Source organism: Nocardiopsis nanhaiensis (genome assembly GCF_054778635.1).
The window spans coordinates 1-18,846 of the sequence record NZ_BAAGZJ010000120.1; the positions used below are offsets into that span (position 1 = coordinate 1).

Consider the following 18,846-nt stretch of genomic DNA (forward strand, 5'->3'; position numbering starts at 1 on the left):
GCCAACCCGCCGTCGTAGCGGAGCGGGTCAAGGTGGAGCGCCGTTGACGCGCGAAGCGCTCGATGGCGACGACCTTGAGGCGCGCAGCGGAGACGGCCACAATCACGCGGCGGGAAAGGAGGGAACCTCTAACCGACAGGGAGCCTGTACCAACAGCTAAGCTCCCTCAGAAGCCACCCCAGACCACACATCTCAACCCAACTAAACCTAAAGTCACCCTTGGCCGCCCCGCCTCAGCGCCCCGTTCCCGTCCTAGCCTTAAGTGGGCTCAGACAGCGGGCTCAGGCAGGACCCGTGGCGATGACGCAGAAGCGGTTGCCGTCGGGGTCGGCGAGCACCACGAAGTCGGCACCCTCCGGGTACTGGTCCCATTCGACGCGGTGCGCGCCCAGAGCCGCCATCCGTGCGATTTCGGCCGCCTGGTCGGCCCTGTCTCCCGCGTACAGGTCCAAGTGGACCCTCGGGTGTTCCTGGAGCGGGGTCTCACTGACGCCCAGCGAGACACGGACCCCTGGGCGGCCCTCGGGCGGGACCAGGACCGCCCTGTCCTCCTCGGGTTCCTCCCGCGGCACGTACCCGAGTGCACTGCTCCAAAATTCGCACGCGCGCGTCACGTCAGAAACACCCATCACCACGGATCCGATGCTCAGCATGGCCGGATTCTGCCTGGATCCGCCGGAACAGGGAAGTGTCCGCTGCGGAGCGTCCGCTGCCGAGTGCTGGCCGGGTCCGGCCTTGGGAAGCAAGATGAGCTGTGGGTACGGCGGTACAGCCTGCCGGTGATGGCTCGGCGCCTCGGGACACCGGTAGATTGGCCCAGTGTTCCGGACCCCGGGTGACTGCCGGAACGCGAACGTCCGCGGGCCGACGTATCCGGGGTCGACGGCCCAGCGGGCATCCGCGTTTACGGGAATGGGTGACTCTTGTTCGACTCCACCGGCTTCTGGGTGGTCCTCTTCGGCCTTCCGATCCTGGCGATCGTGGTGATCATCCTGCTCGCCTCGTACCATGCCTCCAGCGTTCAGCAGGATGGCCGTGACGACGCTCCAGACGACGACTCGTCCAAAGGCTGACCCTCCGCCGCGCCAGATCGGGGGCTCGGCACCGGGTCCGAGACGTCCTGGACGCCCTGTACCGGGGTGAACTCCCCGGTCTCGGCGTCCAGCAGGTGCACCCTGGCCGTCTCCAGGTCGTAGTACATCCCGGACAGCGTCAGCTCACCCGACTCCACCCGTTCGCGAACGGCCGGGTACCCCATGAGGTTGCCGAGCTGTTCCACGACGTTGGCCTGGGCCAGCCGCCGCAGGGACTCCGAGGCGGGCAGCCCGGCCAGGGCGCCCGAGTCCGTGCCCGCCCGGATCAGGCTCCCCTCGCCGTTGGCGAGCCAGCGGCGGATGTGTGCCGTCGTTACCTCTTCCGGTCCCTCGTGCGTCTTCTCGGACAGGGCCTGCATGGCGCCGCAGTGCGAGTGGCCGCAGACCACGATCGAGGGCACCCGGAGGACACTCACCGCGTACTCGACGGCGGCACCGGCCGAACCGTCTGAGCTGTCGTGGGGCGGAACCAGGTTGCCCACGTTGCGCAGGGTGAACAGGTCCCCCGGGCCGCTGGCGGTGATCAGGTTCGGAACCACGCGTGAGTCCGCGCAGGTGATGAACAGCGCGGTGGGGTGCTGGCCGTGCGAGAGCCGGCTCATCACCGAACGCATACGGTCGGTCGTACTCGAGTGGTATTCGTGGGCCCCCGCCGTGAGCAACCCCAGGGGATTGACACCTTGTCCGGCTCCGCCCGACCGCGAAGGGCTCTCCCATTCCTTGCGGCGCATCGCCCAGGGGGCCCACCAGCGGCCTTTGGGGATGGTCTTGGCCGCCGGCGCTGAGCTGGTGGAACTGCGCGCATACCAGTTCTCGTGCACCTCGTCGATGTCCACGCTGCCGCCGGTGCGCTCGTGGTCCATACGCCAGGCGTGGATGGCTTCGAAGGCGGCGTGGTCCATGAAGTCCACGTACAGGTCGAGGTCGACCTTGGCGCCCGCGGGGATGGTGCGCAGCACGTGTGCGAGCCGGGGGACACCGAGGAAGGTGAGCGAGCCGTGCACGGTGACGTGCACCCGGCCGTTGCGCTCCTCGGTGACCACGGTGAGTTTGGTCAGGCGGCGCAGCGAGACGATCATCGCCAGCGCGAACCCGATGAACACCCCTTCCAACAGGCCGAGGAACACCACACCGCAGAGAGTCACCAGGTAGACGCTGGCCTCGTGGTGGCGGCTCAGGTTCCGCAAGTGCGCGAGCGACACCATCTGCACGCCGATGAACACCAGCAGCGCGGCCAGGGCGGCCATCGGGATCAGCTCGACCACGTGGGCGAAGAAGGCGACGAACAGCAGGATCCAGACGCCGTGCAGGACCGTGGAGAGCGGGCTGGTGGCGCCGGCACGCACGTTGGCGGTACTGCGCACGATCACACCGGCGACCGGAAGGCCTCCGAGCGCTCCGCTGACGGTGTTGGCCGCCCCCTGGCCGCACAGTTCCCGGTTGAGCATGACCCTGCGGCCGCTGTGCAGGCGGTCGACCGCGATCGCGGCCAGCAGCGACTCCACGCTGGCGACCATGGCGACGGCGGCCACGGCGAGGGCGATGCCGTGCCACTGTCCGGATTCGGGCAGCATCGGTCCGTTCCAGGCCTCCGAGAGCGAGGCCGGTAGCTGGACGGTCTCCACCTCCCAGCGCCCGGTGGTGGCGATGGCGGTGGCGGTACCCACGGCCACCAGTGCCGCGGGGATCATGCCGGGCCGGACCTTGCCGATGGCCGGTAGCCGGTTCCAGCCGAACATGATCGCGATGGTGATGACACCGACGGCTACGGCAGCGGTGTGGTTCTGCGCGATCTGCTGCGGTAGGTCGGTGATGTTGGCGAGGGCCGAGCTCTGCGGTGATCCGCCGAGCACCACGTGCAGCTGGGCGAGGGCGATGGTGACGCCCACCCCCGCGAGCATGCCGTGTACGACGGCGGGGGAGACGGCGAGGGCGGCCCGCGCGATGCGGAAGGCCCCCAGGGCGAGTTGGACCAGCCCGGCGAGCAGGGTGATCAGACAGGTGACCCGCCAGCCGTAGGTCATGATCAGGTCGGCCACGATGATGGTCAGGCCCGCGGCCGGGCCGCTGACCTGGACCATTGATCCGCCGACCAATCCGGCTACGATGCCGCCGACGACGGCGGCGATGATGCCGGCGATCAAGGGGGCGCCGGAGGCGACGGCGATCCCCAACGACAGGGGGACGGCGACCAGGAAGACCACGAGTGAGGCGCCGACGTCGGCGGCGACTCCCTTGCGATCCGTGAGGGTCCCGGGGAGCCGGGAGGAGGCCTCCGGCTGCCCGGGTGGTGCTCCCTGGGCGTCGTTGCGCATGGTTACTCCGTTCGGGTTGGACCAGGCAGGTGTATGCGTAGGCGCACGGGGACGGAAGATGTCCGTTGAGGGGGGTGGCGTGGCCGCATGACGAGAACTGGCCTCGAAGGGTTCTTCGTCAGTCACCAACTGTAGTCAAGGTTGATGACTTTGAGTTACGTTCCCAGTTGGTTTTGGTAACCATTTTCCCGATTTCACACACTCTCGAGATGGGTGAAGGCAGAAAAAAATCCGAGGCGGCGGGGGTATCCCGCCACCTCGGTGGTGTGTGCCAACGGAACCGCTTGCCTAGTGTGCCCGGTTTCGATGTCACTCTGTGTTGCCTAGGGCCTCCATGGCGAACAGAGGTCTCCTGGGGGGCTTCCTAGCGGAAACGTCCGTCCTCGTAGCCGCCTTCGTAGTACTCCGGACCGGGACCGGGCCGACCGTAGGGATCTTGGCCGTACGCGCCTCGGCCGTAGTGGCCCTGGCCATAGGGCCCTGGGCCCTGCTGCCCCTGGCCGCCCTGGGCTTGGTCGTCGGCGCGCGGGTACCACCGGTCCACGGGCGGGTAGCCGTAGTCCGGCTCGGGTTGTTGCGGAAAGCCACTGCCCAGGACGTCGGGATAGGCACCGGGGTCGTTGGGCCCACCGGATCCATTCGGACCACCGTGGCCGCCAGGGCTGACCGGCCGACCGAAGGGGTCGGTCTGCTGAGGGTAGTCGGGATAGGCGCTGGGCAGGTCTCCGCTCAGCTGTCCCGCTGGATAGGCGCCCGTCGGGTAACCGGGGCCGGGGCCACCGGGGTACCCCGGTCCTGCCTGCGGCTCCGGCTGCCCGGGAGGAAGGCCGACGCCCTCGTTATAGGGCGGGGCCTGGCCGGGGGGTGGCCCTCCGTGCGACATCGTCGGTCGGCTCGGAGTACCGAAGGTTCCGCTGTCCTCCTGGCCGCCCCACAACGGGGTGTTGCCCCCGGATCCGCCGAGACCGTGTGGTCCGGGCTGTCCCTGCGAGCCGCCTTGGGGCCGACCCTGGTATCCGGGCCGTGTGTGGGTGCCGCTGTCGAACTCCGGCCGGTTGAAGGAGTCGGTGTCGTAGGCCGAGCGGTTGAAGGAGTCGGTGTCGTAGGCGGGGCGGTAGAAGGAGCCCGACTCATAGGCGGGGTTGTGCTGGTGCGTACCGCTGTCGAACTCCGGCCGAGGCGGGAAGCCTTGGGGGCCGCCGGGGTAGTCGGGGCGCGTGTGGGTGCCGCTGTCGTAGGCGTTGCGCTGGTGCGTACCGCTGTCGAACTCCGGCCGGTTGAAGGAGTCGGTGTCGTAGGCCGAGCGGTTGAAGGAGTCGGTGTCGTAGGCGGGGCGGTAGAAGGAGCCCGACTCATAGGCCGGGTTGTGCTGGTGCGTACCGCTGTCGAACTCGGGGCGGGGGAGGGAACCGCTGTCGTGGGACGATCCAGGACGGAACGATCCTGCCGGGTAACCGCCGGTCATGTTGCCGACGGGGGCACCCGGAGCGGGGGGACCGGGCATACCCGGCCCGTCCATGGGCTGTCCCGGCGCAGGTTGGGCTCCCATGCTCGGATGGCTGCCGCTGCTCGCGCTCGGGCCGCCTCCGTAGCCGCCCAAGGAGGACGGGCCCGGACGCTGGTGCGCACCGGTATCCATGCTGGACCAGATCGGTGAACCCGCGTCGTCCCCGACGGAGGGTTCCGGACGGAAACCCGGGTCCAGAGGGTCGCGGGCACTGGGACGCTCACCGCCACCGCTCAGCCCGCCACCGGCCGGACCGCCCATCGGCGCGGTTCCCAACGGGGCCCCGCCACCGGGTCCTCCGCCCAAGGGAGCGCCGCCCAACGGATCGTTCCGCTCCGGTGGCCTGATCGGATCGCGGCCCTCGAACGGGTCACCGGTCGAGGGTGGATGCGGCCTCCAGGAACCCGGACCCAGCGGATCGTCGTCCGGCGGGCCCGAAGGGGCCGCGGGCTGTGCGGGCGGGAGCCCTTGGGTGGGCGGCAGGCCCTGCGTCGGCGGTAGCGCGGACGGAGCCGACCGGGGGTCCGTGCCGGTCGGCGGGGATCCCGGCCCTTCGGAGAGGGGGTCGTGCTGGGCCGGAGCGGGGTCGGGCCGTGTCGGCTCCGAGGGAGTGTTGCCCTGACCCAGGCTGGCCAGCATCGCGAGGTCATCGGTGGAACCCGCAGTGGAGCCAGCGGGAGCGCCGCGCCCCTCGGGGCCGCCCCCGACGGGCGGGAGGGCGTTGGGTTCGCTGGGCGGCCCTTGGCCCGCCCGCTGTCCACGCACGGGTTCCTCGTAGTAACCGTCGTCGTAGTCGTCGTAGTAGCCGTCGTCCCCGAAGTCGTCGACGTCCCCGGCGCCGACGCTTCCCCTGGCCGACTCAGGCGGCTGCGCGGGCCCCTCGTCACTCAAGCTCGACCAGAAGTCGTTGTCGGAGAGCCCGCCAGCGTCGTCTTCCCAGTCGACCCCGCGCTGACGCCTGCCCTTGAACCGTCGCGCCGCCTTGCCGCCGCCCGGGCGCGAACGGCGGGCGCGGCCCCGCGGTTCGGGCCCCTCGTCGTCGCCCGGGTCGCGACGGTCGTCGTAGCCGTCGTCCTCGACGTCGTAGTCGAAGTCGTCGTAGTCGTCCTCATGGGAACCGAGGCTGAGCGCGCGCATGCCGAGGAGGAGGAGCACGAGCACGGCGAGTACGACGATGACGGCGATGATGATGGTGACGGTGACGTTCATGGTGTACGCACTACCTTGGGGAGGTCGGCCGGGCCCGGTCAGCGCCGAGGACCGGCCGGGCGAGGTCCGGTCGAGGGGAAGCGGCGGCAGCCTGGTTCTGCGTCGTTCCGGAACATTCCGCCCGTGTGGGGGCCAGGGCATGGGCACCGGTCGTCCGAAGCGGTCTCAGGGCAGGGCGCCGCGCGGCGGATGGGCGGGAATCGGTCATCTGAAAAGGGGCGAGGGGCACAGCCCCACTGTATGTGCTGTTGCGTGCTGTGTGCAGAGGGCGATAGGAGCTTCCTCGGCCCATTCCGGTGTGCACCTATGAGGGTGAGTGTCCGGTTCTGTATTGGAGCTCAAAGACCATTATGGACCGATTCACTCGCTGCTCGTGACCAGTGATCCCCGGGCCACGGCCTGGTCGGCGATGCCATCCAGGGTGAGGCTCAGCTCGGCACCCTCGGGCAGATCGAGTTCGCCGTCCAGCGCGTACACGGTGAAGCGGTACTGGTGGAGGTCGTCCTCCTCCGGGCAGGGAGCGCCGTACGCGGCGTCCCCGGCGGAGTTCTGGCCCGTTTTCGCGTCGGAGGGGACCGTGTTCTGGCGGAGCTCCACCAATTGCGGGTCCAGGTCGTAGACCATCCAGAACACGACGGCGTCGGTCGGGTCGTCCACCACCAGCGCGATCGACCCCACGTCCTCGGGCAGCCCCGACCAGCTCAGCGGAGGCGAGGCCGGCTCGCCGTCCGCCTCGCACGTGTACGCGCTGGGCAGCGGCTTGCCCTCCTGCATCATCGGGCTGGTGATGTTGATGTCGGTGGGCATCTCGGCGCTCAGGTCCGAGGACAGGACCCCGCAACCGGTCGACGTGAGCAGGGCGGCCCCCGCGGCCACGGCGGCCACGCGGGTACCGGAGGAAGTTCGGGGTACGCCACGCGCGGCGGTCGTCCGGACGGAAGGGAAGGCCGGGAACAAAATGGGGCTCCTGCTGGACTTTCGGGCTGTCAGGCGGTAATCGCTGCACACCGGCCCCGGCGCCCAGGGATGGCGCCGGTGCCCGCGGTGGACCGCGCACACCTGCGCCACCGCGGGCACGGCGGCACGGTCCTGAGTGAAGCCTACTGCGGGGGGCCAGGGCCTCGGGAAACCGGATGAGGCGACGGCCCGTCCCGCGCCGGCGCCGAACCGGTACCCACGAGCTTTCGCGTCCCGCATCGGTGATCATGGGTAGGTGCGGTTCTCCATTCTGGGTCCCCTCCAGGTGCATGACGCCTCGGGGGACCCCGTCACCATCGGCGGTGCGCGCCTGCGCGCCTTCCTGACCCTGCTCCTGCTCCGCCCCGGCCAACCGGTCACCGTGGAGCGGCTCACCGACGCGATCTGGGGAGAGGACGTCCCGGCGGCCGCGGGCAACGCTCTCCAAGCCCTGGCCTCCCGGCTCCGGCGCGTCCTTGGAACAGGGACCCACCTGCACAGTGACTCTTCCGGGTACCGGTTGGCGGTCGCGCCCGACCAGGTGGACCTGTGCGCGTTCGAGGTACTGGTCAGGGACGGACGGGCCCAACTCCTGGACGGGCAGGCCCTGGAAGCCGAACGCACCCTGTCCGCCGCCGTAGCCCTGTGGCGCGGTCCAGCCCTGCCTGACCTGACATCCAGGGGTGTGGCTGAGGACACCGCGTTGCGCCTGTCCGAGGCGCACCAAGCGGCACTGGAGGACCACCTGTGGGCCCGGCTCGAATTGGGGCGGCACGCTGAGGCACTGCCGGAAGCGGAGGCGCTCGCCGCACGCCAGCCGCTCCGCGAACGACCGGTCGAGCTGCTCATGCGGGCGCTGGCGGGCAACGGCCGTACCGCTGAGGCACTCGCCGCCCACGAGGGCTTCCGGAACCGGCTGGCAGAGGAGCTCGGCCTGGACCCGTCACCGCGACTGCGTGACACCCATCTGCGCCTGCTCAGGGGTGAACTCGCCCCCGACGGGCCCGGGCCGACCCCGCTCTCTCCCGAGGCGCCCCCGCTCCGGCCCGAGGTGGTCCGTCTGCCCCGGCACCTGACCAGCTTCGTGCCGCGCGATACCGAGGTCTCCGCGGCCGTGGAGCGCATGGCCGCGGCCCGGCTGCTCACCCTCACCGGACCGGGAGGCGCGGGCAAGACCCGCCTCGCGACCGAGAGCGCCGCCGCCCTGGCGGAGCGGGTACCGCAACAGGTGCCCGACGGGGTCTGGTTCGTCGAACTCGCCCCGGTCCGCGAGGGCGCCGATCTGCCCGACGCCGTCGCCGCCGCCCTGGACCTGCGCGTGTACGCGGTGATGCACGCCCGTGCCGCCGCGGCACCACAACCCTCCGAGGAACGGGTGCTCTCCTATCTCGGCGCACGGTCTGGCCTGCTCGTGCTCGACAACTGCGAGCACCTGGTCGACGAAGCGGCCCGTTTCGCGCAGACCCTGCTCGCCAACTGCCCCCGCCTGCGCATCCTCACCACGTCCCGCGAACCGCTCGGAGTGCCTGGTGAGAGCCTTCTCCCGGTGCCCTCCCTGCCCCTGCCGCCGAAGGACGCCGACGCCGCGACGGCTCGCGCCAATCCCGCGGTGGCACTGTTCGCAGAGCGCGCCGAGGCCGTCCGTCCCGGCTTCGCCGTCGGCCCGGACAACGTCGGCCACGTCGTCCGGATCACCCGGGAGCTGGACGGTATGCCGCTGGCGCTGGAACTGGCCGCCGCCCGGCTCCGGGCGATGTCCCCCGCACAGCTCGCCGCCCGCCTCTCCGACCGATTTCGCCTCCTCACCAGCGGGAACCGTTCCGCGCTACCCCGCCACCGCACCCTGAGGGGCGTGGTCGACTGGAGTTGGGAACTGCTCGACGAACCCGAGCGGCGCCTGTTGCGCCGCTTGGCCGTCTTCCCCGGCGGGGCGACTCTGGAGGCGGTCGAGCGGGTGGGCTCCGACCCCGACGCTGGCCCTCACACCGGCAGCCCGACCGTCGCGGACCAGGACGTGTGGGAGGCCCTGTTCGCCCTCGTGGACAAGTCCCTCGTCACCGCGGAGAGTCCCGAACACGAAGACACCCCGCCCCGCTACCGGCAGTTGGAGACGGTGCGCGCCTACGCGACCGAGCGGCTGACCAGGAGCGGAGAAGAGGAGCGGGTCAGGAATGCCCAGGCCCGCTACGTGCGCGACCTGTGGCGCCGGGCCGATCCCGAGTTGAGGGGACCCGGCCAGCGGGCCTGGCTCGCCCGGTTCGCGAGGGAGTCCGACAACTGCGTGGCCGCCTTCCGGTGGGCGATCGAGCGCCGCGACGCCCGCCTCGCCCTGGAACTCGTGGAGCACTCCCAGTGGTACTGGATCCTGAACGGGGGCTGGCGACAGCTCCACCGCTGGTCCAAGGAGGCCCTGGAACTGGTCGGGGACCGCCCTCCCGAGGGACACGAAATCGCCTACGCCAGCTGCGTGTTCCACCGGACCGGGGACATGGGACTGGGACGACAGGGCGTCCTCGACGGGATCGACAGGGTGGAGGACGTGCTGGCACGGGTGGACACGCGGCCTGAGTCCCACCCCGTTCTCGTGTCCGTCCTGGCCTACAAGGCCATGGCGGAAGGGAATCCCGACAGTGAGCCCCGGAAACGGTTGGAGGCGGCGCTCGACTCGGTGACCGACCCCTGGCTCCGGGCAACGGTCAGCTTCTCGCTGGCCCTCCTGGACGCGGTGTTCGGGCAGGCCCACCGTGCCCTGAGGCGTTCCTCGGACGCTTTCGAGTCGATGGGCGCCCTCGGCGACGCGTGGGGGCAGTGCAATGCGCTCATGCAGATGGTGGACGTCGTCCGCTTCACCGACCTGGAGCGGGGCCGCCTACTGCTCACCGAGGGGATCGCGTTGGCGGAGGGAAGCGGGCTGGAGGGGATCTCCGCCATGTTCCGCACCGTGCGGGCCCGCACTCTGGTCGACCTCGGAGATCTGGCGGCGGCCGCCCAGGACCTGGCGGAAGTGGCGGGGACCGCGGCGGAGGAGGACCACTTGGTGATCCTGCGCCAGGTCCGGACCCAGCTGTTGCGGGCCGACGGCCGCACCGCCGAGGCCCGGACCCTGGTGGACGAGACCGAACCGGTCGTAGCGCAGTTGGGGGGTTTCGCCCCCGCCTACATCGAACCCTCCTGGCGGATCCTGGCCGCGGAGGTGGCCTGGGACGAGGGTGACACCGCGCGCGCCTGGGCCGAAGCGGGCCGCGGCTGGTGGCTGTCCATCTACGGATTGCGAACGATTCGCGCTGACATCCTGGACGCCTTCGCCGCCATGGCGCTGGAGGAGGATCCCGCGCAGGCCGCCCTCTTCGTCGGTTACGCGACCGCGCTGAGGGGCATCGCCGACTCCGCCTCGCCCAGGGCCCGCCACGTACGCGAGAGGCTGGTCGAACTGCTGGGCGCAGAACGGTGTCAGATCCTGGTGGCCGAGGGAGAGTCCACCGAAGCGGAAGATGCGGGTGACCGGGTGGCCCGCTGGCTGGCCCCGGTCGTCCCGGACGACGTCGAACCGGGCGGCTGGTGCCGCTGAGCGCCGACCGGTCCGCCCGTCGGCGGGGCCCGCCCACCCGGTGGGCGGACCCCGCGTCCGGTCAGGTGCGGCGGCGGTAGGCCCACACCGCGAGCGGCGCGAAGATCGCGGTGATCACCACGGTCCAGACCACGGTCCAGAGCACGGGCCCGGCGACGTCGCCGCCGAGCATGAGCCCGCGCATGGCGTCCACGACATGGGTGACGGGGTTGTTCGCCGCGATGGGCGCCAGCCAACCCGGCATGTCATCGGGGGCGACGAAGGTCGAGCTACCGAAGGTGAGCGGGAACAGCAGGATCATCGCGAAGGACTGCACCGCCATCGGTGTGCGCACGATCATGCCGACGAAGGCCGACATCCAGCACAGCGCGAACGCGAACAGCAGGACCAGTGCGCTGGCGGCCAGCACACCGCCCACGCCGCCGTCGGGGCGGAACCCGATCGCCATGCCGACCAGCATCACCATCACCACGGTGATGCTGTAACGGACCAGGTCGCCGAGGATCGCGCCGATCAGCGGGGCCGAACGTGCGATGGGCAGCGACCGGAACCGGTCGAAGATCCCCTTCTCCACGTCCTGGCTCAGGCTGAAACCCGTGCCCATCGTGGCGAAGATGACCGACTGGGCGATGATTCCGGGCATCAGGAAGTCGCGGTAGGTCTGCCAGTCGCCCATCATCGCCTGTCCGAAGACGAACACGAACAGGGTCACGAACATGACCGGCTGCAGCATCAGCCCGAAGACCTCTTCGGGGTTGGCCTTGATCTTCAGGATGCTGCGCCAGGTGAGCTGGAGCCCGTGCTGGACGGTGCTCAGCGGGGAGATGCTGTGGGGTGCCACCGGAGCCCCCTCGGGCTGTGCCGGTCTCGGCCGGGCCGTCACGGCACTCATGCCGGGGTCCCTTCGTTCGCGGGCTGTTCCGTGTTGTCTTCTTCGGCGTGGTGGCCGGTGAGGGCGAGGAAGACCTCGTCCAGGCTCGGCTTGCGCAGGGAGAGCTCGGCGACGGCGACCCCTTGTTCGTCGAGGCGGCGCACCGTTTCGGGCAGGACGCCGCCGTCGGTGACGGGGACGCTGGCCAGGAGACCGTCCGTGGTCACCGGGGCGCTGGTGACGGCCTCGACGATCCGGGTGGCCAGAGGCAGCTGAGCGGGGTCGACGGTGCGCAGTGCCAGTACCTGGTTGCCCGCGTGCGTCTTGAGCTCCTCGGGCGTGCCCCGGCTGATCACCTTCCCGTGGTCCAGGACCATGATGTCGTCGGCGAGCTGGTCGGCTTCCTCCAGGTACTGGGTGGTGAGCAGCACGGTGACACCGTCGTCGACCAGGCCGCGCACCACATCCCACAGGCCGTTGCGGCTGTGCGGGTCGAGCCCGGTGGTCGGCTCGTCCAAGTAGAGCAGCGCGGGGCGGCCGACCAGGCTCGCGGCCAGGTCCAGACGCCTGCGCATACCCCCGGAGTAGGTCTTGGCGGGACGGTCGGCGGCGTCGGTGAGCCCGAAGCGCTCCATGAGCTCCTTGGACCGGGAGCGTGCGTCGGCGCGGCCGAAACCGAGCAGCCTGGCGATGAGCACCAGGTTCTGGGTACCGGTCAGCTCGGCGTCCACCGCGGCGTACTGCCCGGTGAGCCCGATCTGGCGGCGTACTTGGTGCGGTTCGCGGACCACGTCGAAGCCCCCGACGGTGGCGTGGCCCTCATCGGGTCTGAGCAGTGTGGCAAGGATGCGTACGGTCGTCGTCTTCCCGGACCCGTTGGGGCCCAGTACGCCCAGCACGGCCCCCGATTTGGCTGTCAGGTCCACTCCGCCAAGGGCGGTCTTGCCCTTGAAGTGCTTGACCAGACCCTCCGCGCGGATGGCGTCAGTCATCGGTCCTCCATTTCAACGTCTGTCCCAAGTGTGCCGAGCTGTACTGACAAGACACTGGCGGAGCCGTTCGTCCGGTGCATCGGCGGTGTCAGCCGGATGTCAGCGGACCGGGCGGTAGGTCAGTTCGAAAACGGATTTTCCCCGCACCGGTGGCAGCTGGAGAACACGTCGTCGGCCGAGGGCATTCCGCATACAGGAAGGAGGAGCCGGCCGGCCCCGGGCGAGGGCTGCCCGGGGCCGGGGCTTCGTTCAGGCCACCTCGAAGGCGCCCCTCTCCGTTCGCGGTGCCGATCGATGTGGGAACGGCTACCCCCGTTCGCGCTGACCCGGGTGAGACGACTCCGGGGATTCCCCGGAAACGGCCTAGACTCGGGCGTGTGATGAACACCCCGCCCCACGACGCCATGCCCCAGCCCGGCGATGTCCCCGAACCACCCGAACCCGCCGGGGTCGCACAGTTGCGGCCGCCCCTCAGGAGGGTGAGCGGGCGATCGATCGGGGTGTGGACTCTGCGACTGCTCTTCGGTGCGGTCTTCAACCTGGCCGTGTTCAGCTTCATCGCGTGGGTGTTGAGCACGTCCGGATGGGGATGGATCCCCGAGTGGGCGGTGGAGTACGCCTGGGCGCTGCCGGTGGCCTACTCCGTGTACGCCCTGTTCAAGATCGCCATCGTGCCCTCCTGGCGCTATCGGGTGCACCGCTGGGAGGTCACCGGCGACATCATCTACACGCGGGTGGGCTGGATCAGCCGGGCCTGGCAGCTGGTGCCGGTCAACCGGCTGCAGACCGTGGACCACACCCAGGGCTGGTTGGAGCGGATCTTCGACGTGGCCACACTGAAGGTCCAGACCGCCTCCTTCGCCGGCTCCTCGACGATCGAAGGACTGGACTCCGAGGAGGCGCGCAGGCTCAGCGAGGAGCTGGCGGTGCGCGCCGGAACACTGCGGGGCGATGCGACCTGATGGACCGACAGCACGATCCCGACCCGAACCCCTTCGGCCCCGAACCCGCCGGCCCCGAGGACGGGGAGGCGGGCGGGTGGGTCGCGCCGGGCAGCACGTCTTCCGGGGCCGCGAGCGACCCCGGCCCCGAGCGTGCGGGCCAGGAAGGCCCCAGCCCCGAGAGCCCCCAGCCCGGTTACGGCCCCCAGCCCGGCTACGTGCCGGACCCGGGGCACGGGGCCCCTTCCGGGTACGGTGCGGGCCCCGGGTACACCGCACCCGCCGACGATCCCTCCGGGCCGCACGGAGCACGTTCGTGGTGGGGTGATGCCCCAGAGGGGGCACCGGTCGCTGAGTTCGGGGCGGAGAGCGCACGCCAGCTCAGCCCGCGCAGCATGGTGGTCGGTCCGATCAACCAGCTCAAGAGCATCCTGCTGCCGATCTTCATCGGCCTGGTGGTCGGCGGTTTCAACCCGTGGCTGCTGGCCGCCACCGGGATGGCCGTCATCGGCCTCCTGGCCGGTGGGCTCGTCACCTGGAAGACCCTGCGCTACGAGGTGGGCGAGGAGCGGATCGAGATCCGCAAGGGCCTGATCCGCCGTTCACGGCGCACGATCCCGCTGGAACGGATCCGGGGCGTGGACGTCACCAGCACGCTGCTGCACCGGATGCTCGGTGTGGCCGTGGTGCGGATCGAGGCGGCCGCGGGGTCGGCGGGGGAGAGCGAGGACGGCAAGCTCGACGCCGTCACCGCGGAGGAGGCCGACCGGCTCCGAGGCGTCCTGCTCCACCGCAAGGCGGTGCTCACCGGCCGGGCTGAGAGCGGCTCCGGGGGAGGGGAAGAACAGGCGGATGCTGACGCGCACGTGGCGGACGGCTCCGTACCCGGCACCCGGGAGCCCGAGGACGCCACCGTCACCCACTTCACCATGCCCCGGAGCTGGTACCTGTACGGGGCGCTCAGCATGGGCTACCTGCTGACCCCGTTCGTGGTCCTGGCGGCCCTGTTCGGCATGGTCCAGCAGTCGATGGGGCAGATGGCCACGGGTTTCTTCGTCGACTGGGTGGCCAGCTCCGACCGCTCCTTCCTCACCTTCTTCGCGGTGGCCTCGGTCGGTGTGCTGGTGTTCATGATGCCGGTGTTCGCGGTGGTCTCCTACGCCCTCACCCACTGGGGGTTCACGCTCCGGGACCGCGACGGATCCCTGATCGCCGAGCGCGGCCTGTTCACCCGCCGCAGCGTCACCTTGGAGAAGCGCCGGATCCGCGGGTACGAGCTGCAGGACAACCCGCTCGAACGCACCCGAGGCGCGGTGGGCCTGCGCGCGATCGTCACCGGGCTGGGGGACGCCGCCACCCGTGCCGTCCTACTACCTGTCGGCCCGCGTTCTCGGGTGGAGCCGGTGGTCGACCGGGCCCTGGGCCTGTTCCGGGCACCGTTGACGTGGCACCCGCGGGCCGCGCTGGTCCGGCGCCTGATCCGCTCGGTGCTGCCGTTCGCCGCGGTGGCGGCGGTGGCGGCGGCCTTCGACGTCACGTGGCTGGCGGTGACAGCGGGGGTGCTGGCCCTGCTTGGGATCCCTCTGGGTATCGACCGGTACCGGTCACTGGGGCACGGCTACGACGGTGAGCGCGTGAGTGTGCGCTCGGGTTCGCTGAGTCGGTCGCAGGCCACCGTGGAGCGGTCGGCGGTGATCGGTTGGACGTGGACGCAGACCCTGTTCCAACGCAGGTCCTCCCTGGCCGACCTCCAGGTCACGGTCGGTGCGGGCGCGGGCGGCTACACCGCGCAGGACGCCTCCATCGAGGAGTCCGTGGGCTTCGCCGCGCAGATCACCCCCGAGATGGTGCGCCCGTTCCTTGCCCATGAGGGGGACGGGGACCGCGGGGCGGCCTAGGACAGGGAGAGGGGCGGTCGCACACCGGCGACCGCCCCTGTCCGCGGCCTGTTTTGTCCCGCCGTGGGACAGCTGGACCGCCCTATTCGCTCTTCTTGGAACCGAACATGATCTCGTCCCAGGAGGGCACCGAGGCCCGGCGGCCGCGGCCCTTGCGCTTGGCCGTGCCGCCGCCGGAGGATCCGTTGGCGGCGGCCGGGATCGAACTGTTGGGCGGCTGCTCGTCGGCGGTCCGGCGCGGGGTGCCCTTGTCGTTGAGGTCGATGGTGGCGCGGCGGCGGCGCGGGCGCTGCTGAGCGGACTCGTCGGTGGGAGGGGCCTCCTCCGGTTCGGGTGGAGCAACGGGCGCGGGCCGGGCGTCCAGCCAGTCCGGTGCGGTCGGCGGCTCGGCACGATGCCGGGGTTCCGCATGCTCAACGGGCGCTTCGCGGGTGGCCGCGGGCTCGTGGCCCGGCATCTGGGGCCGCTGCCGGGGTTCGGGGCGTGCGGGCGGCGGTTCGGCCGGTTCGGAGAACTGGCGGCGGACCGGTTCCGCGCTCGGCGGTTCGGCCCTTGGGGCCTCGCGCCGGGGCGCGGTGGGCAGCGGGGCCGCGGGCGGTGCCTCGTACTGTTCGGCGTGTCGCTCCGCGTGTCGCACGGGCCGGGATTCGACCGGCCGACGTTGCGGGGGCTCCTGATGCGGTGGCCCCTGCTGTGCGGGTTCCTGGTCCTGCGGCTGGCGGTGGCGCTCCCCTCGGAGGGGTACGCCGAACTGGTCGGTCTCCGGCTGTCGGGCAACGGGGCGCAGGGGTTCGTCCGTCGGCGTGTCCTGCGCGGGCGACAGGCGGCGCGGCGCGACGTGGTCCGGGCGCCGCTCGGCGGCGGACTGTGCGTCCAGGCGGGGCAGGTCGGTGGTGGTCTCGTTGCGCCTCGGGGCGAAGGGCGTGACATTCGCCCCGGGGCCGATGCCGAGTCCGGGGGACGTGTCCAGCGGTTCATTGGAGGAGAACCGGACGGCCTCCTCGTCGGCGGGCGTCACGCTGTTGTGTCTGGGTTCGTACAGCCAGTGGGCGACACGTTCGTCGCCGCCGTGCAGGAATACGAGCTTGAGCAGCCAGGAGCGGTCCTCGCGCTTCCACGAGTCCCAGACGGCGTCACCGGTCTCGATCTGGTGGGCACCGATCCTCTTACCGACCACGTCCTCTAGGGAGGGGCCGGGAGCGGCGTCGCCGTGCGAGCGCACGGTGGCGCGCTGGGCCTGCTGCGCGATGTACTCGCGCTCCTGGAGCACGGGGCCCTCGAACCAGCGCACCCGTTCGATCGGTATTCCGGAGATCTCGGAGATGGCCTCCGCGGTCTCGCCGGACCGGATGCGGGCCTGGATTTCCTTGGGGCGCAACGGATTCTCCACTTCGATCTCGTACTGGCCGAGCCGGGAGAACTGGCCGCGTACTGCGGCACGGAGGCGGTCGTCGACGGGCAGCATGAAGCGGGTCCCACGGCCGGTGCTGGCGAGCACCAGGTAGGTGCCGTCCTCGCTCACGGCCACGAGGCGAAGCTCGTGCATCGCCCTCCCTTTCGCGTCCCGTCGAGGGTAGGTCCGGCGGACCTTCCCCCGCGTTCTCCAAGTCTGGTCGGCCGACAACTGTCCGGCCAGTACCGCGCCCGGCATGTCCGAACTGTGCCCGCCTCCCGGTCCGTGGTGGGTACCACGGTGGGAGCCGCCCCGGGGTTCCGGGGCACTCACGGTCGCTTCCAGTGCCAATCTTGACACGCTGAACCGTCAGCGACCGGGAGCGATCGTGGGGGAATGTCGTCGATCCCGCGCGAAGGCTCCGCCGTGATGGTATCCCGCAGACCCCGAATCCCCCAGGCCTGGGAAAAACTCCAATCTCGGACGGCTTCGTGACATGATGAGCCATGGGATCCGCAAATCGACACGCCGAAGGATGCGACACAGTGATCCTTCTTATTTGATGGCGTTATCTGAGCCCAGTCCCCCTTATCCTTAGGTATCCACCCATGGGCAGTATGTGAAGTTTGGGGCTTGTGCTGCCGTCTGCCCAGCTACGCACCCATCCCATGCCTGACACCCAGTCCCGCCGCGCCCGAGCGCGGCCTACGAGGGGGGACGATCGCGATGCCAAAACCCGGTCACGGGGACGAGTCCGAGGTGGAAGAGGAGGGCGCGGAGGAAGAGAAGGCCGACAAGCGCAAGCGCATCGACCTGAGTATGTCGCAGGTCGCGGGCGCCGGGATGGCCACTCTGACCGCCGCCACCGCGGCCTCCTACCTCAACGTCTACGGAACCGTCATCGGTACCGCCGTCATGGCCGTGCTCAGCACCAGTGCTGCCCCCGTCATCCAGCACTGGATCACCCGCAGCAGTGAGCAGGCCAAGGAACTGGCGGAGAAAGCGGGAAAGGCGGAGAAGGCGGGCAAGCGGCCCGGCGCGAAGGCGCTGGTCGACCCAGGCTCCAACGCCGCCGCCGAATCCCGCGCGGCCAAGCCCGTGCTCGGCCCCGATGCCACCAGGGTCGTCGACACTGACGGATACACGGATCCATACGGGTTCCCCGCGGGCGGGGACGACGACGCCACCCGGACGATGGCCATGCCGGTCGTGGGGCGGGACCTGCCGGGTCAGACCGTCGCGCACGGTTTCGGCAACCCCGAGGACCCCACCGTGGTGGGCGGCTCCGCGGTGCCGGAGGCCACGGAGGTGATGCCCAGGGTCGGTGGAGATAGCGGCTCCCGGCCACCCGGTGGCGGGTCGCGGCGGTTCGACGGCCCCGACGACCCGAAGGGCGACGCGGACGGGGAGGCGGAGCGCCCCAAACGCGGGTGGCGGACCGCCGCCCTCTCGGCTGCCGCGGTGTTCACCCTGGTCATGTTGGTGATCCTGGCCTTCGAACTGCTCACCGGGCGTTCGCTGACCGCGTGGACACAGGGCGAGGAAGGACACACCTCACCCTCGCTGCTCGGTGGCGACTCCGCCCCGGCGGAGGTCGAGGAGGAGGACCCCGAGACCACTCAGGACGAACAGCCGGAGAGCCAGACGGACACCGGAACCCGGGAACCGCAGGAGCCCGAGGAACCGGTGGAGCCCGAGTCCGGGACCACCCCGGGCGAGCAGCAGCCGGACGGCCCCGCCGACCAGGACGACCCCGTCGACCCGCCGGTGGACGAGGGTCCCCCGGAGGAACCGGGAGGCGGAGAGGACGCGGACCCGGGTCCCGGAGGCGGTGGCGAGGGTGACAACGCCCCGCCCGAAGCCGACCCGGCCCCTGAGGAGTGAGCCCTTGGCCAAGGGCTGATCCCTGAGCACGGCGGGCCCGGTGCTCGGACCCGGCCCCCGTCGTGACCACCTAGCTTGGCGTTTAACCTCGAGCCCGTGACCGGATACCGTCCTGGTCACGGGCTTCATCGTTTCCCGGACAGCACAACGGCCTTCGCGTGATCATGTGCTTCAACCACGAACACACGTGAACACAACGAAGGCCGTCACCTTGAGT

11 protein-coding genes are annotated in these 18,846 nt (G+C 70.5%); 4 read left to right on the forward strand and 7 right to left on the reverse strand.

Features of this window, described 5'->3' with window-relative positions; translation table 11 throughout:
* Positions 1–281 precede the first annotated feature (281 nt).
* The 4 genes from ACYVD1_RS32640 to ACYVD1_RS32655 form a co-directional block, all read right to left on the reverse strand.
* On the reverse strand, positions 282–653 hold the full coding sequence (locus ACYVD1_RS32640) for a VOC family protein (protein ID WP_460778308.1): 372 nt from the start codon (positions 651–653) through the stop codon (positions 282–284).
* 368 nt (positions 654–1,021) lie between these two features.
* Entirely contained in the window at positions 1,022–3,409 is a 2,388-nt protein-coding gene (locus tag ACYVD1_RS32645; protein ID WP_460778309.1) for a SulP family inorganic anion transporter, read from the reverse strand.
* Positions 3,410–3,773: 364 nt separating this feature from the next.
* A complete protein-coding gene (locus ACYVD1_RS32650; RefSeq protein WP_460778310.1) occupies positions 3,774–6,125 on the reverse strand; it encodes a hypothetical protein in 2,352 nt (783 codons plus the stop codon).
* A 360-nt stretch (positions 6,126–6,485) separates the two neighbouring features.
* A complete protein-coding gene (locus tag ACYVD1_RS32655; protein WP_460778311.1) occupies positions 6,486–7,082 on the reverse strand; it encodes a YbhB/YbcL family Raf kinase inhibitor-like protein in 597 nt (198 codons plus the stop codon).
* A 256-nt stretch (positions 7,083–7,338) separates the two neighbouring features.
* On the opposite strand from ACYVD1_RS32655, the gene ACYVD1_RS32660 reads away from it, so the two are divergent.
* Complete coding sequence (locus ACYVD1_RS32660; protein WP_460778312.1) at positions 7,339–10,650, forward strand: BTAD domain-containing putative transcriptional regulator; 3,312 nt, start codon at positions 7,339–7,341, stop codon at positions 10,648–10,650.
* 61 nt (positions 10,651–10,711) lie between these two features.
* On the opposite strand, the gene ACYVD1_RS32665 is transcribed toward ACYVD1_RS32660, so the two are convergent.
* Both ACYVD1_RS32665 and ACYVD1_RS32670 read right to left on the reverse strand, forming a co-directional pair.
* A complete protein-coding gene (locus ACYVD1_RS32665; RefSeq protein ID WP_460778313.1) occupies positions 10,712–11,542 on the reverse strand; it encodes an ABC transporter permease in 831 nt (276 codons plus the stop codon).
* Positions 11,539–12,513 carry an ATP-binding cassette domain-containing protein gene (locus tag ACYVD1_RS32670; RefSeq protein ID WP_460778314.1) on the reverse strand — a complete coding sequence of 325 codons (975 nt, stop codon included), beginning with the start codon at positions 12,511–12,513 and terminating at the stop codon, positions 11,539–11,541. Before ACYVD1_RS32670 ends, ACYVD1_RS32665 begins: the two co-directional genes overlap by 4 nt.
* 380 nt (positions 12,514–12,893) lie before the next feature.
* Between ACYVD1_RS32670 and ACYVD1_RS32675 the strand changes: the two genes are divergently transcribed.
* Positions 12,894–13,475, forward strand: a complete 582-nt coding sequence (locus tag ACYVD1_RS32675) for a PH domain-containing protein (RefSeq protein ID WP_460778315.1) — start codon at positions 12,894–12,896, stop codon at positions 13,473–13,475.
* Positions 13,475–15,352, forward strand: a complete 1,878-nt coding sequence (locus ACYVD1_RS32680; protein WP_460778316.1) for a PH domain-containing protein — start codon at positions 13,475–13,477, stop codon at positions 15,350–15,352. The genes ACYVD1_RS32675 and ACYVD1_RS32680 overlap by 1 nt, the downstream gene beginning before the upstream one ends.
* 82 nt (positions 15,353–15,434) lie before the next feature.
* On the opposite strand, the gene sepH is transcribed toward ACYVD1_RS32680, so the two are convergent.
* Positions 15,435–16,898 (reverse strand): septation protein SepH, encoded by a 1,464-nt coding sequence (gene sepH / locus ACYVD1_RS32685; RefSeq protein WP_460778317.1) that lies wholly within the window; start codon positions 16,896–16,898, stop codon positions 15,435–15,437.
* A gap of 573 nt (positions 16,899–17,471) precedes the next feature.
* Between sepH and ACYVD1_RS32690 the strand changes: the two genes are divergently transcribed.
* On the forward strand, positions 17,472–18,629 hold the full coding sequence (locus ACYVD1_RS32690) for a hypothetical protein (protein WP_460778318.1): 1,158 nt from the start codon (positions 17,472–17,474) through the stop codon (positions 18,627–18,629).
* The last annotated feature ends 217 nt before the right edge of the window (positions 18,630–18,846 follow it).

Coding starts and splice junctions, on each gene's coding strand:
- ACYVD1_RS32640 (WP_460778308.1), bottom strand. CDS start 653: ATGCTGAGCATCGGATCCGTGGTGATGGGTGTTTCTGACGTGACGCGC.
- ACYVD1_RS32645 (WP_460778309.1), bottom strand. CDS start 3,409: ATGCGCAACGACGCCCAGGGAGCACCACCCGGGCAGCCGGAGGCCTCC.
- ACYVD1_RS32650 (WP_460778310.1), bottom strand. CDS start 6,125: ATGAACGTCACCGTCACCATCATCATCGCCGTCATCGTCGTACTCGCC.
- ACYVD1_RS32665 (WP_460778313.1), bottom strand. CDS start 11,542: ATGAGTGCCGTGACGGCCCGGCCGAGACCGGCACAGCCCGAGGGGGCT.
- ACYVD1_RS32670 (WP_460778314.1), bottom strand. CDS start 12,513: ATGACTGACGCCATCCGCGCGGAGGGTCTGGTCAAGCACTTCAAGGGC.
- ACYVD1_RS32675 (WP_460778315.1), top strand. CDS start 12,894: ATGAACACCCCGCCCCACGACGCCATGCCCCAGCCCGGCGATGTCCCC.
- ACYVD1_RS32680 (WP_460778316.1), top strand. CDS start 13,475: ATGGACCGACAGCACGATCCCGACCCGAACCCCTTCGGCCCCGAACCC.
- sepH (WP_460778317.1), bottom strand. CDS start 16,898: ATGCACGAGCTTCGCCTCGTGGCCGTGAGCGAGGACGGCACCTACCTG.
- ACYVD1_RS32690 (WP_460778318.1), top strand. CDS start 17,472: ATGCCAAAACCCGGTCACGGGGACGAGTCCGAGGTGGAAGAGGAGGGC.